We start from the raw sequence: 15,333 nt of genomic DNA on the forward strand, positions 1-15,333 counted from the left end.
ACGCGGCGGTCACTCCACGTCCAGCGCGTCGCGGGCGACGCCGACCCCGCCCACGAGAACGCCGAGGAGGACCAGCACCGCGCCGAGGGCGACGACGGCGTTGTACGTACACACGTCGCCACAACTCGCGCCGGCCACCTCGACCGCGAGCGTCCCGGGGTCGACGCCGAGGACGGTGCCCGCCGAGGGAGCGCCGCGGCCGCCGCAGGTGCCGGCCTCACAGCCCCACTCGACGCCGAACAGCCACGCGACCGACCCGACGAGGAGGCCCACGCCGAACAGCGACATCCCCCATCGCTTGAGTCCCATTGGTGGCCGGACTCGCCCCCGAGTCAAAGGCGGTTCGGTAGGGTTCGAGGACGGGGCTCAGTCCTCGTTCAAGACGTCCCGAGCGACACCTGCCCCACCGACGACGACACCGAGGACCAGGAGAGCACCGAAGACCGTCGCCAGCGGCGACCCACAGCGGGTCTCACCCTCGGCGTACAGCACGAAGAACGTCGACGGGTCGAAGCCGGTCAGCGTCGCCGTCGGGCCGACGTCGGGGTAGGACGCGAGCGAGCAGACCCCGAGCGGGTAGACGTACCAGAGACTGCTCGCGAGCAACCCCACGCCGAACAGCACCATCCCCCAGCGTTTCAGTCCCATTGGCGGGTCGACTCGCGCTCGGCTAAAAGTCGGTTCGGTAGGTTCCGAGCCGGGGTCACTCCTCGGGGTCGACGTAGAACCGCGTCAGCCCACACTCCGGGCAGACGTATGCGAACGGCTGAACCTCCTCCTCGAAGCCGAGTTTGCCGAGGACGCCGCCTCTCGACTTCCCCGTGCGCAGGCGGAGGGAGTCCCCCTGAAACGTCGTCACGGGAGTCGTCTTCGCCATGTCGACCCCGCAGTCCGGGCATCGGCGTTCGGTGGTCATGGGTCGAGTGAGGTGGGCCGGGAGCAAAACGGCGATGGTGGGGTCAGGTGGTCGACGAGCGGTGGAACGGTCCCGTGGCACCGGTCTCGTGGCGCGTGCTGGCGCGACCGAAGGGAGCGAAGCGCACAGCGAGTCCCCGGAGTCGACGCGGCGGGGACCCTCGAGAGTCGTCGCCGGACGTCGACTGACCTCGTAGCCGTCGGCGCCACCGACCCGACTCGAACCCGACTCGCCTTTACTCCTCCACCGACAACCCCGAACCAGCAAAATGGAAGACCTCGGTACCCCGGTACTGGACAACCACCTCCACCTCGACCCGCGTCACGGCAGAGGCATCGACGCCGTCGAGGACTTCGCACACTTGGGAGGGACGCACCTGCTCGTCGTCAACAAACCTTCCTGGCTCCTCGGCGTCGAGCCGGAGAAGGACGACCCGAGAGACGACTTCCGAGCCGTCTTCGAGGAGACGCTCGACGCCGTTTCCGACGCCGACTCGGTCCTTCGAGGCAGGGCGTGGCCCGTCCTCGGCGTCCACCCCGGGCTCGTCTCGAAACTCGTCGACGACCGCGGGTTCACCCCCGAGGAGGCGCGCGACACCATGCAGACCGGCCTCGACGTGGCCGCGGAGTACGTCGCGGACGACGACTGCGACGCGCTCGCGCTGAAGACCGGGCGCCCGCACTACGAGGTGACGGACGCCGTCTGGGAGGCCTCCAACGACGTGCTCAAACACGGGCTGGCGTTGGGCGCCGAGGGCGACTGTGCGGTGCAACTCCACACCGAGGGGACCGACGACCTCACGGAGGTCGCGGCGTGGGCCGAGGAACGCGGCCTCGCGCGCGAGAAGGTCGTCAAGCACTACGCGCTCGGTCGGCTAAAGGGGCCCACGCCGAGCGTGATGAGCGAGAAGGACCGCCTGCTCGACGCGGTGGAGAACGGGGCGCCGTTCTTGATGGAGACCGACTTCGTCGACGACCCGGACCGACCGGGTGCGGTGCTCGGGCCGAAGACGGTCCCGCGTCGCGTGCGGTGGTTGCTGGAGGAGGGTCACGAGGACGCGGTCAGGAACGCACACGTCGAGACGCCCGAACTCGTCTACGGCATCGACACCGAGGCGACGCTGTCGGAGTGAACGGCTGGGTTCCGGCGATAGGCGTCGCGTCGACGGGGTCTCGGGGGGTTCGATGGATGGGTGACCTTTGCCGATAGGAAAGGCCTTTGAATGACCAGAGTGAGGGTGGAGGTATGTCAGACGAAGCTCCCGAGCAGTTCTACACCGAGGAACGGTGGCAGAACTGGTTGACGCGTGTCGAAGACGAGGAACTCGACCCCGAGAACGAGGACTCCGCGCGGCTCCTCCTGAACCTCCAGGACGACGCCGCCATCGCCATCGCGAAGATCGTCTCGGCCTACGAGGACGACCGCCTCGGCCAGGAGGAGGCCGTCGAGGAGCTGAATCAGGTGCGCGACATCGTCCTCACCGAGGTCGACTTCGACGACGAGGAGAAGATGATGCTCATCGACGGCGTCCAGACCAGCCTCGTCCCGGCGTTCTACTCCGCCGAGGAGTTCATCGCCGCCGGCCCCGCCGAGGAGGGCACCGTCGACGACTTCGTCCGCGCCGCCGCCAGCGCCGAGGCCGAAGAGGACCTCGACACCGCGCTCGGCTACTGCGTGCAGGCCGGCACCCTCATCATCGACGGCGAGGAGCTCGACATGGCCGTCGTCGAGGAAATCGAGTACGGACTCGTCTCCGAGTGGGTCAACGGACTCGACAGCCTCCAGAGCGCCATGAGCGACCCCGAACTCGTCGAAGAAGACGAGGCCTGAGTCGCGTCAGGCCGACTCGGACCGAGCAAATCGAGCGGGCCCGTCGGTCCGGGGACTACATTCACGGAAGGAAGACTTTTCTACCCCTCTACCTTTTCACACCGGTAACTCATGTTCCGGGGAGACGAGCGTGCGGTCTCGGAGACGGTCGGGGCCGTGTTGCTGTTCGGCTTCCTCATCGTCTCGATGTCGATGTACCAGGCGACCATCGTCCCGGCGGCCAACGAGGAGGTGGAGTTCAAGCACAGCCAGTCGGTGCAGGCGGACCTCGTTCGCCTCCACGGCACCGTCGGAGAGGTGGCCGCCACCGACGCCCTACGGTCGGTGTCCGTGAGCCTCGGTACTCAGTACCCACAGCGGACGTTCTTCGTCAACCCGCCGGACCCCGCCGGACGGCTCTCGACGACCGACGACCGGTTCGTCGGTCTCATCAACGCCGAGGCGGACGGCGAGACCGGAGACTTCTGGCGGGCGGCGAACTACCACGACGTCTACGACGCGGTGCAGAATCACGACCCGGGTTTCGCACGCGAGCAGGAGGGGTGGTGGATTCACTCCCACCGGGCGGTCGAGTACCACCCGAACTACCACGCCGACACGGGTGACTGGCGGGTCGTGCTCGACCCGCCCGGGTTCTACAGCGAGTACGACGGGACCCCCGTCAAGCGGTCGTCACGGTCGCCTATCGACGGGCGCCGAATCCGACTGGTGCTCGTCAACGGCTCGCTGTCGACCGCCCACTCGGGGACGGAGAACGTCGACGTCGAACCGGTCAGCGCCGACACGCGGACGGTGACTGTCGAGAACGGCGGGAGCGACCCCATCCTCCTCCACTATCCGACCGAACTCCCGAAGTCCGAGTGGGCGACCATCATCGAACCGGAACGAACCGGGAACGGCGGTCACGTCGCGAACTGGGACTACTACACCTACGAAGGCCAAGACTACGTGTATCTGGTCCTCGAGAAGGGCGTCGAGTACGACCTGTCGCTCGCGAAGGTCGGGGTCGGAAGCGAGGTGAGCGACGAACCCCCGCAGTACGCCGTCGACGTGGCGGGTGACGGGGCGGCGGTCCCGGAGGACGGGACACAGCGGGTCACCGTCGAGGTGCGCGACGCGTACAACGGGCCGAAAAGCGGCGTTCCCGTGACGGTCACCGACCCTGCGACGCTCGGAACCGTCTCGGCCCCCGGCGGAGACGACGGCGTCGTCCGCACGGACGAAGACGGACGCGCGACGTTCGTCTACGAACCCGACGGGCCCGTCCACAGCACGCAGACCGACGAGTTCGCGCTCGGGTTCGACGGCCCGGACGCCGGCGGTGACCGCGGGTCGAACGCGGCAGAGCGCGTCGACTTCGAGGTCGAACTGCGCGACACGGACGACAGCAGTCCGCCCGTCGCCGGCCTCCGCTGGGAGAGTGCGGCCGACTGGAACGCCGGCGACGGGCGGAGCGTCGTGCACGAGGAACTCCCCGGCACCGACTGGACGGACGCCGGGACGCTCCGACTCGGCTACACCGCCGAGGACTCCAGTCTCGTGAGCTACTGGGCGCTCGACGAGCCGTCCGGGTCGACCGTCCGCGACGCCGTCGGCTCGAACGACGGGACGAACGCGGGCGGGTCGATCGGCGCAGCGGGGGCTCACGGCTCGAACGGCTACCGATTCGCCGGCACCGGTGAGCGCGTCGACGTCGACACCAACATGGACGTCGCGGGCTCCGGGCTCACCCTCTCGGCGTGGGTGAAGGCCGACTCGTGGAATACGAACGGCGACCAACGTATCATCTCGAAGGCGACCGGGGAGCAGGACCCCGACCACTACTGGATGCTGAGCGAAGCGCAGACGAAGAACCCGCGGTTCCGACTGAAGACCGGCGGCTCCACGACGAAACTGGTGGCGTCGTCGACCGTCCCGGCGGGCGAGTGGGTGCACATGGTGGCGACGTACGACGGCGGTCACATGCGAATCTACGTTGACGGAACGCAGGTCGCGGTCAAGCAGAAGACAGGTACCGTCTCGACAAACTCCGAAGTGCCGGTCGCGCTCGCGGCAAACCCCAGCGGCGCACAGTCCCTCGACGGTAATCTCGACGAGGTACGCGTCTACGACCGCGGCCTCTCGGCGAGCGAAGTCGAGGACATGCACCTCGCCGGGAGCACCGGTGAGTTCAGGACCGACTGGAAGACCACCGACGGGACACACGACGTCGGGAGCCTGCGACTGGAGGACGTCGAGGCGTCTATTCCGCCCGGCACGTCCGCGACGGTGTACGTCGAGAGCGACACGGACGGGGACGGCGTCGTAGAGGAGACGAGCGACCCGGTCGAACTCGACGGGAGCGGCGGGCCGTACGTCGTCTCCGGCCTGACGGCGGACAGCGGGACGTTCCGCCTGCGGGTCGAACTCGACACGACGAGCCCCTCGAAGAGCCCGACGTTCTCGGGCGCGACCGTCGACGACGCCTGACCGGTCGCCCCACGGTCCCTCGCCGTTTCGACGGACGACGTACTCGCCATCGACAGGCCCAAATACCGCAGGTGCAAGTGAACGGTCATGACCGAGGTCGGCATCGACGCCATCGAAATCTGGACCGGCAAGCTGAAACTGGACCTGCCGAACACCTTCGCACCCGCGAAGGACGAGGACCCCGAGAAGTACACGAAGGGGCTCGGGCTGGAGTCCTCCTCGTTCCCGGACGTCCACGAGGACATCGTCACGATGGGCGCCAACGCCGCCAAACGCCTGATGGAGCGACGCGGGCTGGAACTCGACGACATCGGCCGCATCGACGTGGCGACCGAGTCCTCCTTCGACAACTCGAAGCCCGTCTCGACGTACATCGCGGGCTGTCTCGAACAGCGCTTCGAGGGGAACCTCCACCACGCGAACAAGGGCGAGCGGAAGTTCGCCTGCGTCGCCGGCACGCAGTCCATCGACGACGCGTACAACTGGATCAAGGCCGGGCGCCACCGAGGACGCTCCGCACTGGTCGTCGCCACCGACACCGCGCTGTACGCCCGCGGGGACCCCGGCGAGGCGACCCAGGGCGCCGGCGCCGTCGCGATGCTCATCTCCGAGGACCCGGACGTGGCCGCGCTGTCGACCGAGCAGGGGTACGGCAGCGCCGACGAGACGGACTTCCTCAAGCCCAACCAGCAGTTCCCCAGCGTCGACGGGAAGCGTTCGATGCAGGTGTACCTCGCCCGGATGCGCGAGGCCCTGGAGGACTTCGAGAGCGTCGCCGGCGACACCCACCCCGACGACTTCGCGTACATCCCCTTCCACACCCCGTTCCCGGGGATGGTCCGGCGGGCCGGCCTCCTCGGATATCGGCACATGATTCGTGACACCGAAATCGAGGACGAACTGGCCGGCGAAATCGGTCGTCAGCCCCGCGAGGAGGAGTTCGACTCCTGGGAGGCCTACGAGGGCGCCATCCGCGAGTACATGGACGACCTGAAGGAGACCGACGCGTACCGCGACTGGTACGGCCGCGTCATCGACCCGACGCTCACCATCGCCCGCAACGTCGGCAACTGGTACACCGGCTCCGTCCACGTCGCCCGCGCCTCCGCGCTGAAGAACGCCGCCGAGACCGGCCGGAAGCTCTCCGGTGAGAAGCTCCTCGTCGGCTCCTACGGCTCCGGCGCGCAGGCCGAGATTCACGCCGAGACGGTTCAGGACGGCTGGAAGGATGAGATATCCGACCTCAACGTCGACGAACAGCTGGCCCGTCGCCACGACATCGAGTACGAGGAGTACGAGGAGATTCACGACGTGCACAACCACGACAAGGGGATCGACATCGACTCCTTCACCCAGCCCAGCGGCGAGTTCGTCTTCGACGGCTGGGGCGACATGAACCAGCGCAAGTACAGTTACGTCGAGTAGCCACCCGCCGCAGAACCGACCTCGTTCTCCGACCCGCCTAGCTCGGCCGGCGCGTTCGACTCGGTCGACCGCTCCCGGCGCTCTCAGTCGGGCCTCTCGTCTCGGTTCTCGTCGTCGTCTCGATTCCCGTCGTCGCCGTTTCGACCCGCACGGGCACCCTCTCGACCGTCGTCGAAGCGCACGTCCAACGCGACCGAGCCACCGTCGACGCGGACGCGGACCTCCTCGAGCCGACACTCGTAGGTCCGGTAGTGGTTTCCGTCCTCGTCGTAGGCGACGGACTCGGCGAGCGCGTCGTGCTCACAGAGGGCGTCCAACCGCCGGTAGACGGTCGGCCCCGAGGCCGCGCAGTGCTCGGCGAGGTCGTCCGCCGAGCGCGACTCGGCGTCCGTCAGCGCGAGAATCTCCCGTGCCACCCCGTCGCCGAGCAGGTCGAACAGCGACCCTGCCTCCCACCCGTGGGCCATGGTGGCACGTGGGCGGTGAGTCACTAAAGGGCTGGCCGACGACAGCGGTCGTCGAGTCAGAGTCGGTGTCGGCGTCGAGGGTGCTTAGTCGAGCCGTCAGTCCGAGCGTCGGTCCGCGTCGCGCCCCGACGGTAGCTTCAGTCGGTGAAGCTCCGAACCGCCTTCTTGTGGCTGGCGCTCGACACTCCGCGTGGATTATGGGTGAACTTGTTCGTGGCACGGTCGACGGGGTCGACTCGCCGAACGATGTCGTGGACTCGGCCCGTAATCAGCTACGAGGAGCGGTGAACGACCATCCGGTGGTCGTGAAGCTCCTCTTCACCGTGGCCGCCTTGCTGGTGGCCGGGGTCGGGCTCGCGCTCCTTGAGCCCGGGAACCCCGACAACACCGCGATGCTGAACGTGTTTGCGAGCCTCGCTATCGTGCTCGCGTACACGGTCGTTGCGGCGTCGGTGGTCGTCGGAGCCGTCATGGCCTCCCAGTGGCTCATCGGCCGAGGCCGGACGGCCGCCTGAGAGGACCATCCGGTCGCGTCGCTCGCCGGCAGACCGAGCCGGCCCCGCCAGGCCGGCGCGTCGCTCCCCAGTTAGGGGAGTGCTCGAAGGTCGTCGAGCATCGCGTCAAGGTCGCGGGTCGAGACGGCGAGCGAGAAGCCGTCGATGCGCGCCAGCTTCGGCGCGTGGGGCCACAGCTCCTCCTCCGTGACGCCGTGGAGGACGACCGCGTTCGGCGTCGGGTTCACGACGCGCATCGCCACCAGCGGCGACTCCCCGCGCGTGACGCCGGTGAACGCGAGGACGCGGTTCGTGCTCTGTCCGTACAGCCGGTAGAACTCGTCGCTCGACAGTCGGGTGATGGCCTGGATGCTGTCGATGACGGTGTGGCCGCTCACGTAGTCGGTGTCGCCGCGCACGAGTTCGGTCGCGTCCATCGCCTCCCAGAGCCGGTCGAGCGGGACGCTCGTCGGGTACTCCCGGAGGTCATGGACGATGTCCGACTCGAACCCCGCCGACAGCACGCGGGCGTACTGCCGGATACGCCCGCCGCCGCGGGACTCGTCGATGTCGAGCAGTCCCTCCACCATCCGACTGACGACGCCGATGCCGGGGCTCTTGCGCCGGCCGCTCTCGTAGTCCGAGACGACCGACGAGGAGACGTCGAGGTGGTCGGCGAGCTGGGTCTGGGAGACGTCGAAGTCCGTCCGCCACTTCCGGAGCGTGGCGCCGGGGTCGTCACTGAGGGTGATTTCCCCCGCGATGCGCCGCGCGAGGTCCGTCCGCGGGGTGTCACCGCCGTGCCCGCTCATCCCTCGTCTCCCCGTCGGTTCGACTCGTGTGCCTCGCCATATTCGACCGTCTCGACCCTCTCGGCCATGCCGCCACGTCCGGCTGTCGAGCCGAAAAACGTATCGAAGGCGGGGTTCGTCGACCGTCGAACCCGACGGCCGCTGGAGTCGTCCCCGTCGAGTCACCGTTCGGGCGAGACGGGCCGTCGGTGCGGCCGCCGCGCAAGGTTCATCCCGCCCCGGTCGAAACCGGCGGTCGTGCCGTCGACAGTCGTCCATCTCGCCGTGGCCGCCCTCCTCGCCACGGCCCTGCTCGGCCGGGAGTTCCGCCCGCGAACCGTCGCCGTCGTCCTCCTCGCGGTGGCGCTGGTCGACGCCGACGCGTTCGTCGGGCTCTACCTCCCCGGTGCCCACCGCTCGCTCTTTCACACGCTCCTCCTCCCGCTCGTACTCGGGGTCGCGCTCCTCGTCGACACCCGCCTCCGAGAGCGGTCGGCGCTCCGGGAGCGGTGGGGTTCCGGCGCCGTGCGGGTCGCGTGGGTCGTCGCGGCCGCGGTGCTGTTCGCGGGTATCTTCCCCGACCTGTTCACCAACGGCGTGAACGCGTTCTATCCGCTCCACGACCGGTTCTACACCGTCGACGGACGGCTCGCGCTGTCCAATCAGCGGGGGCTCGTCCAGTCGTTCGTACAGGGGCCGCCGGAGACCGTCCACACGACGGAGAACCTCCACTACCGCACCGGCGTCGACCCCTCGCCGGGCGCCGAGTCGGCGACCGTCGAGCGGGTGTTCCCGGTGGTCAACGGCGGCTGGCAGCTCATGCTCGTCATCGTCGGCGCCGTGACGCTCGGCGTCCGACTGTGGGAGACACGAGGGACGCGCGGCACGCGAGCGGAGACCGCGGACGGCCGCCGGTAGCGTCCTGCGCCCCTCGCTACGCCGCCGTCAACACCGTCGACGCCGGCGGACGGGACGACCCGCCTCGTCGCCGACGCCGACGGAACCACTCTTGTCGCCGCCGCTCGGAGAGGGCCTATGACCGTCGACGTGCGACCGTACCGGGGCGACGACCCGGACGACAGAGCCGGCCTCTGGGCGCTGAAGCGGGCGTTCGAACTCGGCCTCGGCTCGGGTACCGGTGGCGAGGAGAAGCGCGAGACGTACGAAGGGAAACTCACCGACGACTACCGGGAGCGCTGGCTCGCGTGGGCCGACCGGTGTGTCGAGGAGGACGCGGACTGCATCGTCGTCGCCGAGACCGGGGAGTCGGGCGACGGGCGCGACGGCGGCGTCGGAGCCGACGAAGCCGACGGAGCCGGCGGCGAAGACGACGCCGCCGACGCCAGCGGAGGCGACCTCGTCGGCTACGCGTTCCTCCTCCCCGAGTCGATGGCATTCGTCTGGGACGCGGCGGTGTTGAACGAGCTGTTCGTCGCACCCGAGCACCGGGGGACGGGCCTCGCGGACGACCTGATGGCGGCCGTCCTCGACGCCGCCCGCGACCAGACGCTCCCGCTCGACCGCCTCGTCCTCGACGTGGACCGCGAGAACGACCGGGCGCGGGCGTTCTACGACCGCCACGGCTTCGAACACTGGGGCGAGATGGTCGCCCGGGAGCTCTGAGGCGGTGTCACCGACCGGCGAGGAGTATCGAGGGCGTTAAGCGGCGACGCTCGGAACCGCGGAGCCATGTTGTTGCGGAACGCGACGCTCGTCGACGGGGGCGAGGTCGAGAGGGGTGCCATCGCGGTCGACCGAGAGACCGGAACCATCCGGGCGACGGGCGACCCGGAGCGACTGGACGGTGAGCGGGTCGTCTCGCTCGAGGGCTACACGGTGCTTCCGGGGCTGGTCGACGCCCACGTCCACCTGTCGCTGTCGGGCGAGCGGAGCGTCGAGGACGTGGTCGGGATGAGCGACGCCGAACTGGCGCTCGTCGAGGCGCGGAACGCACGGAAGACGCTGGAGGCGGGCGTCACGGGGCTCCGCGTCATGGGCGCCGCCGGCGTCGACCCGGTGGTCCGCGACGCCGTCGCCGTCGGCGACCTCCCGGGACCGCGGATGACCGCGAGCTGCCGGTCGATAACCGTCACCGGCGGGCACGGCCACCACCTCGGTCGGGAGATAGACGGCCCGCACGACGCTCGGAAGGCGGTGCGCGAGCAGGCGAAGCGCGGCGCCGACTTCGTGAAGTTCATGACGACCGGCGGGGTGACGACGCCCGGAAGCGACCCCGACAGCGTCGCGCTCACCGACGACGAACTGGACGCGCTGGTCGACGAGGCCCACCGCCGGGGGCTGCCGACGGCGACACACGTCCACGGCGCCGAGGGCGCCGTCGCGGCGGCACAGGCGGGCGTGGACACGGTCGAGCACGGCACGTTCCTCGACGACGACGCTATCGACGCCCTCCTGCGTCACGACGTGACGCTCGTTCCCACCCTCTCGGCGCCCCACCACATCGTCCGCAACGTCGAGGCGGCGACCGAGGAGGACACCCGGAAGACCCGCGCCATCTACGAGCGACACGTCGAGTCCTTCGAGCGTGCGGTCGAGGCCGGGGTCCGTGTCGCCGGCGGCACCGACGCCGGCACGCCGTTCAACCACCACGGGTCGAACGCCGTCGAGGTCGAGTTCATGGCGACCCACGGGATGGGCCCGCTCGACGCCATCCGAGCGATGACCGAGACCGCCGCCTCGGTGGCGGGACTCGACGGGTCGGGAACGCTCGCCGACGGGACGCCCGCCGACCTCCTCGTGGTGGATGGCGACCCGACGGCGGACCTCAGCCGGCTCACCGACCCCGTCGCCGTTCTGAAGGACGGACGGGTGGTCTCCGGGTCGCTGCCGTCGGCGTAGCGATCGGCCGTCCGTTCGTTGAGGACCGACTACCCCCACCGAACGGTCGCGACCCGCTCGTCGCCCACGGCGTCGCGCCAGTCGTCCCGGTCGATGGAGTAGTACGTCTGGTCGACGGCCGTCTCGTCCGGGTCCGGGTGGATGCGCCGGAAGGTCCCGTCGCGCCGGCCACCGAGGCGGTCCACGTACCGCTCGATGGCCCGTCGCGAGTTCCCGTTGCGCGGGTCGTGACTCACCCGGACGACCTCGAGACCCAGTCGGTCGAAGGCGAGTTCGACCATCGCGGCTGCGCGTTCGCCGGAGTAGCCGCGGCCCCAGAACCGCCTGCGGAGCCAGAGCCCGAGCGTGCCGACGCGACGCTCCCAGTCGAGGTGGAGGTCGGCGGCCCCGGCGATTTCGCCCGCGCCGTCCTCCTCCGGTCCCGGACGGACGACGTACGCGGCGCTCGTCGCCTCGTCCCACGCCTCCCGGCCGTCTTCGAGGAACTCGTGGGTCTCATTCGGCGTCTCGTGAGCGCTCCAGGGCATCCACTTGGTCACCTCCTCCATCCCTTCGCTGGAACAGATTCGATAGAGCGCGCCGGTGTCGACGTGTGCTGGCGTCCGAGGTGTCAGCCGAAGGCGCTCCGTCTCGACGTGACTCGGGAGGAGTGGGGCCGGGTCACTCATCCCTGGTGTCCGTCTCGCACTCGTCGAGGAACCTGGTCGTGCCGGCGTCGGCTCCGGTCCCCACTCCTCCCCCGCCTTCGACCGCCTCGCGCCACTCCGCCCGCGAGACGCTGTAGCGGTGACGGTCCGCCGGCTCGCCGTCGGCGTCGACGGCCCAGTTCCGGAGGACGCCCTCGTGGCACCCGCCGTAGGCGTCGACGTACTTCTCGACGGCCCGTCTCGACTGCTCGTTCTCGGGGTGGTGAAAGACGGCGACGAGGTCGAGGTCCAGTCGGCCGAAGGCGAGACGGAACAGGGCGGCGGCACGTTCACCCGAGTAACCCCGACCCCAGAACCGCCTGCGAAGCCAGATGCCGAGCGTCGCGGTCTGTTTCTCCCAGTCGACGTCGAGGGCGGTCGTCCCCGCGAACTCGCCCGCGCCATCCTCGCCCTCGCGCGGATACACGGCGTAGTGGGCGGCCCCGCGGTCGTCCCAGGAGTCCTCGACGCGCTCCAGGTAGTCGTGGGTCTCCTTCGGCGTCTCGTGGGGGCTCCACGAGAGAAACCGCGTCTCCTCCGCGACGGCGTCGCTGCGGCGTCGCCCGAGATGTTCGTACCCGACGAGCGGCGGAAGCTCCTCGCGCGTCAGCCGGCGGAGTCGCAGGCGGTCGGTGTCGATTCCGACGGGGAACATGCGCCTGCCGACGTGTCACCGACAAAAAAGCGTTACCCGGGCGTGGACTCGACTGACACGGCTCCGTGAGCGCCACGGCCCGGCCGCCTGCGGCAGGATTCCGATTCCATCAATCAATATATGAAATTTTATAATTCGGGGCGGGAGCAGGACGAGCCGTTCGTGGCTCGGTACCCTCACAAGCCGTCGATGCCCCGCCGTCTCCTCGTGTGGCTCGCCGCGTTCGTCGTCCTCGGACGCGTCCTGCACACGCCCACGTGGTACGAACTCAAGCGGACCTCGGTCGTCGAAGCGCTGTACGGGACGTTCTGCTTCGCGACGACGTGTGCCGCGGTGTACCACCTCTACGTGTGGGTTCCGAACGGGATTCTCGCCTCGGCGCTCGTCTGGCCGTTGCTACTGGGCGCCTGTACGCTCCTCGTCCTCGCCGTCCAGGGCGTCGGTTACCGCGTCTCGGTTCGCCACCGGCGTCGGTCCGACGAGCGGTGGGCCGAGTGAGCCGGAGGCGCCGCGAAGGGTGCCCGAGCGAGGCGCTCGAGCGACGGAAACGCGGCCGGAAGCGTCGTGTGGACAGTCCACAAACGTTGAAGTGTCGTCGCTCCGAGCACCCACCGTGAGTCGAAACAGACACCGCTCGTCGTTGGTCCGCCGTTCGCTGGTGTGGCTCGCCGGTTTCCTCGTCACCGGCCGTGTCGTCGACCCGCCGACCGAGTACGAACTCCGACAGATGCCGAGGCGCGTCGTCGCGATGGGGGCGTTCTCCTTCGGTGCGACCGTGTTCGCGGTCGGCTTCCTCTACACGATGGTTCCCCACGGAATCCTCGCGCAGGCGCTGGTCTGGCCGGCGATGATCGGTGCGTGTATGCTCGTCATCGTCGCGGCGCAGTCGCTCGGTGCGCGGCTCTCGGTGCTGAGTCAGGTCCGGACGAACCGTCGGTGGCGCTCCCGCCGCTGAGTCGCCTCCGACGGCTGCCACCCCTCGGCCGACCGCTCAGAGGGGCGCGGTCCGACTCGACCCTCCGGCCGACTCAGTCCTCCGTCCGCGCCTCGCGCTTCCCCGTCACCTCCTCGGGGACGAGCCGGTAGAATCCGAACTCCACCTCGCGGGGGTGGCGGTCGAAGACGTCGACGAGCGGAATCTCCACGTTGCGCATCGCTTGGACGACGTCGGAATCGATAGCCGCCTCGGTCACCTCCTCCAGCCGGCCGGTCGCGACGACGCTCTCCCAGCGCCCGTCGAGCGTCTCGTAGGCGACGAACGACACCGGCGTCCGCCGGTCGACGAAGTCGGCCTTACCCGCGTCCGGACCGGTCGCCAGTCGGAAGTAAAAGTCGCCGGATTCGGCGTCGTAGCCGTACGACACCGGGAGCGAGAACGGCGCCTCCCCCGCCTCGTCGGGGGCGAAGGAGACGACGCCGGTGCCGCCGGTGCCGAGGAACTCGTTTCGCGTCTCTTCGTCCATCCGGACGGAACGTACGTCGTCCATGGTCGAAGGTACGTCCGCACAGGGCAAAGAGGTGCGCCGTGATTCCCGAGACTGTCTACCGAGCGAAACGTTCAAATCGACGGTGCGTTCGGTCGATGTACTTCTCCGTGGGTCGAGGTCCCTCCCGCCCGTTTCGGGCCCGACACCGGGAGTCGGTCAGATTCCTCGGACGGTCTCGATGACGCCCGTCGATTCGAGCGTCATCCAGAGGAGAAACAGCGCGTACAGCCCGAGGAACCCGTACGCCTCGGCGTCGGTGAGTACGAGGTGGGTGCGGGTGAAGACGATGAAGACGAACGTCGCGAACGCCAGAAAGCCCATCGTCGGGATGGCGGTCAGGAAGTTGATAGTCGCGGACCCCGCCAGGAGGACGCCGACGGGGATGGCGACGAGCAGGTTGAACGTGTTGCTCCCGAGGACGTTCGTGAGGCTGGTGACGCTCTCGCCGTTTCTGGCGGCGCGGACGCTGATGAACGCGTCCGGGAGGCTGGTCCCCGCGGCGATGACGGTCAGCCCCCAGAGAAACGGCGGCGTGTCGAAGGCCGCACCGAAGTTCAGCGCGGCGCGGACGAGGCCCTCCACGCCGACGGCGATGACGGCGAGGCTGAGGAGGAGCGCCCCCCACTCGCGGAGCGGGTCGACGTCGAACGATTCGTCTACCGCGTGTTCGCTGACGTCCTGCTGGTGGAGGAAGACGTAGACGGCGTACGTGGCGAGCGGGAGGACGGCCAGCGTCGGCGTCAGGATAGCGGCCTCGTTGGTCCCGCCGGGGACGTAGGTCGCCCCGAGGGCGAAGACGATGAACAGGACGAGGATGCTGATGATGTAGAACTGCGCGTCCTTGTGGACGATGTCGCGAGTCGCCTCGAGACGGGTGCTGGCGAGCGCCGAGAGCGCCGGAATCACGAGGAGGTTGAAGATGGCGCTCCCGACGATGGCGCCGACGCCGAGGGAGAACTCGCTGTGCAGGAGCGTGCTGATGACGACCGAACTGAGTTCGGGGAAGCTCGACCCGACGGCGACGACGACGGCGCCGTGGACGGCCGCCGGGAGCCCGTAGTACCTGCTGAGGGACTCGGCGGAACGTTCGAGGAGCCCGCTCCCCTTCCAGATGACGGCCGTCGCGACGACGGCGATGACCACAGAGGCGAGTACGCCGACCATGTGAGGGAGGGTTGTCGACACTCACTCAAAGGTGTGTCCGAACGAGTCGGCGCTCTCTCTCTCTCCGAATCGGACCGGACCGGGACGGAC

At 69.0% G+C, this 15,333-nt stretch carries 19 protein-coding genes; 10 read left to right on the forward strand and 9 right to left on the reverse strand.

Going from position 1 to position 15,333, the window contains the following annotated elements; genetic code table 11:
- Positions 1 to 9: 9 nt before the first annotated feature.
- Genes N5095_RS09455 through N5095_RS09465 form a run of 3 tightly spaced genes read right to left on the reverse strand, consistent with a single transcriptional unit; the run spans position 10 to position 916 of the window.
- Positions 10 to 309 (reverse strand): hypothetical protein, encoded by a 300-nt coding sequence (locus N5095_RS09455; protein ID WP_267622523.1) that lies wholly within the window; start codon positions 307 to 309, stop codon positions 10 to 12.
- A 57-nt stretch (positions 310 to 366) separates the two neighbouring features.
- A complete protein-coding gene (locus N5095_RS09460; protein ID WP_267622524.1) occupies positions 367 to 648 on the reverse strand; it encodes a hypothetical protein in 282 nt (93 codons plus the stop codon).
- Positions 649 to 703: 55 nt separating this feature from the next.
- A complete protein-coding gene (locus N5095_RS09465; RefSeq protein ID WP_267622525.1) occupies positions 704 to 916 on the reverse strand; it encodes a hypothetical protein in 213 nt (70 codons plus the stop codon).
- Positions 917 to 1,184: 268 nt separating this feature from the next.
- Here N5095_RS09465 and N5095_RS09470 point away from each other — a divergent pair, with 268 nt between their 5' ends.
- The 4 genes from N5095_RS09470 (at position 1,185) to hmgB (ending at position 6,640) form a co-directional block, all read left to right on the forward strand.
- Complete coding sequence (locus N5095_RS09470; RefSeq protein WP_267622526.1) at positions 1,185 to 2,048, forward strand: TatD family hydrolase; 864 nt, start codon at positions 1,185 to 1,187, stop codon at positions 2,046 to 2,048.
- Between the two features lie 113 nt (positions 2,049 to 2,161).
- A complete protein-coding gene (locus tag N5095_RS09475; RefSeq protein ID WP_267622527.1) occupies positions 2,162 to 2,746 on the forward strand; it encodes a DUF2150 family protein in 585 nt (194 codons plus the stop codon).
- Between the two features lie 111 nt (positions 2,747 to 2,857).
- The gene (locus tag N5095_RS09480) at positions 2,858 to 5,215 is read left to right on the forward strand and encodes a LamG-like jellyroll fold domain-containing protein (protein WP_267622528.1); all 2,358 of its coding nucleotides are present in this window, start codon (positions 2,858 to 2,860) and stop codon (positions 5,213 to 5,215) included.
- An 87-nt stretch (positions 5,216 to 5,302) separates the two neighbouring features.
- Positions 5,303 to 6,640, forward strand: a complete 1,338-nt coding sequence (hmgB, locus tag N5095_RS09485) for a hydroxymethylglutaryl-CoA synthase (RefSeq protein ID WP_267622529.1) — start codon at positions 5,303 to 5,305, stop codon at positions 6,638 to 6,640.
- 83 nt (positions 6,641 to 6,723) lie between these two features.
- Here the strand turns inward: hmgB and N5095_RS09490 are convergent, their stop codons facing one another.
- Entirely contained in the window at positions 6,724 to 7,107 is a 384-nt protein-coding gene (locus N5095_RS09490; protein ID WP_267622530.1) for a helix-turn-helix domain-containing protein, read from the reverse strand.
- A 284-nt stretch (positions 7,108 to 7,391) separates the two neighbouring features.
- On the opposite strand from N5095_RS09490, the gene N5095_RS09495 reads away from it, so the two are divergent.
- Complete coding sequence (locus N5095_RS09495; protein WP_267622531.1) at positions 7,392 to 7,622, forward strand: hypothetical protein; 231 nt, start codon at positions 7,392 to 7,394, stop codon at positions 7,620 to 7,622.
- Positions 7,623 to 7,693: 71 nt separating this feature from the next.
- On the opposite strand, the gene N5095_RS09500 is transcribed toward N5095_RS09495, so the two are convergent.
- On the reverse strand, positions 7,694 to 8,413 hold the full coding sequence (locus N5095_RS09500; RefSeq protein WP_267622532.1) for a helix-turn-helix domain-containing protein: 720 nt from the start codon (positions 8,411 to 8,413) through the stop codon (positions 7,694 to 7,696).
- Between the two features lie 237 nt (positions 8,414 to 8,650).
- Between N5095_RS09500 and N5095_RS09505 the strand changes: the two genes are divergently transcribed.
- The 3 genes from N5095_RS09505 to N5095_RS09515 all read left to right on the forward strand — a co-directional run bounded on the left by N5095_RS09505 (position 8,651) and on the right by N5095_RS09515 (position 11,251).
- On the forward strand, positions 8,651 to 9,310 hold the full coding sequence (locus N5095_RS09505) for a metal-dependent hydrolase (protein WP_267622534.1): 660 nt from the start codon (positions 8,651 to 8,653) through the stop codon (positions 9,308 to 9,310).
- A gap of 117 nt (positions 9,311 to 9,427) precedes the next feature.
- On the forward strand, positions 9,428 to 10,015 hold the full coding sequence (locus tag N5095_RS09510; protein ID WP_267622535.1) for a GNAT family N-acetyltransferase: 588 nt from the start codon (positions 9,428 to 9,430) through the stop codon (positions 10,013 to 10,015).
- A 66-nt stretch (positions 10,016 to 10,081) separates the two neighbouring features.
- Positions 10,082 to 11,251 carry a metal-dependent hydrolase family protein gene (locus N5095_RS09515; protein ID WP_267622537.1) on the forward strand — a complete coding sequence of 390 codons (1,170 nt, stop codon included), beginning with the start codon at positions 10,082 to 10,084 and terminating at the stop codon, positions 11,249 to 11,251.
- A gap of 29 nt (positions 11,252 to 11,280) precedes the next feature.
- Here the strand turns inward: N5095_RS09515 and N5095_RS09520 are convergent, their stop codons facing one another.
- Both N5095_RS09520 and N5095_RS09525 read right to left on the reverse strand, forming a co-directional pair.
- Positions 11,281 to 11,919 (reverse strand): GNAT family N-acetyltransferase, encoded by a 639-nt coding sequence (locus tag N5095_RS09520; protein ID WP_267622538.1) that lies wholly within the window; start codon positions 11,917 to 11,919, stop codon positions 11,281 to 11,283.
- Positions 11,912 to 12,592: a GNAT family N-acetyltransferase gene (locus N5095_RS09525; protein WP_267622539.1), complete on the reverse strand. Its 681-nt coding sequence runs from the start codon at positions 12,590 to 12,592 to the stop codon at positions 11,912 to 11,914. The genes N5095_RS09520 and N5095_RS09525 overlap by 8 nt, the downstream gene beginning before the upstream one ends.
- Before the next feature lie 162 nt (positions 12,593 to 12,754).
- Between N5095_RS09525 and N5095_RS09530 the strand changes: the two genes are divergently transcribed.
- Positions 12,755 to 13,090 carry a hypothetical protein gene (locus N5095_RS09530; RefSeq protein WP_267622540.1) on the forward strand — a complete coding sequence of 112 codons (336 nt, stop codon included), beginning with the start codon at positions 12,755 to 12,757 and terminating at the stop codon, positions 13,088 to 13,090.
- Between the two features lie 115 nt (positions 13,091 to 13,205).
- Positions 13,206 to 13,547, forward strand: a complete 342-nt coding sequence (locus tag N5095_RS09535; RefSeq protein ID WP_267622541.1) for a hypothetical protein — start codon at positions 13,206 to 13,208, stop codon at positions 13,545 to 13,547.
- Between the two features lie 73 nt (positions 13,548 to 13,620).
- Here N5095_RS09535 and N5095_RS09540 read toward each other — a convergent pair whose 3' ends face one another.
- Entirely contained in the window at positions 13,621 to 14,079 is a 459-nt protein-coding gene (locus N5095_RS09540) for a pyridoxamine 5'-phosphate oxidase family protein (RefSeq protein WP_267622542.1), read from the reverse strand.
- 156 nt (positions 14,080 to 14,235) lie between these two features.
- Entirely contained in the window at positions 14,236 to 15,243 is a 1,008-nt protein-coding gene (locus tag N5095_RS09545; protein WP_267622543.1) for a sodium:calcium antiporter, read from the reverse strand.
- Positions 15,244 to 15,333 lie beyond the last annotated feature (90 nt).

Source organism: Halobium salinum (genome assembly GCF_026586625.1).
Classification (GTDB): domain Archaea; phylum Halobacteriota; class Halobacteria; order Halobacteriales; family Haloferacaceae; genus Halobium; species Halobium salinum.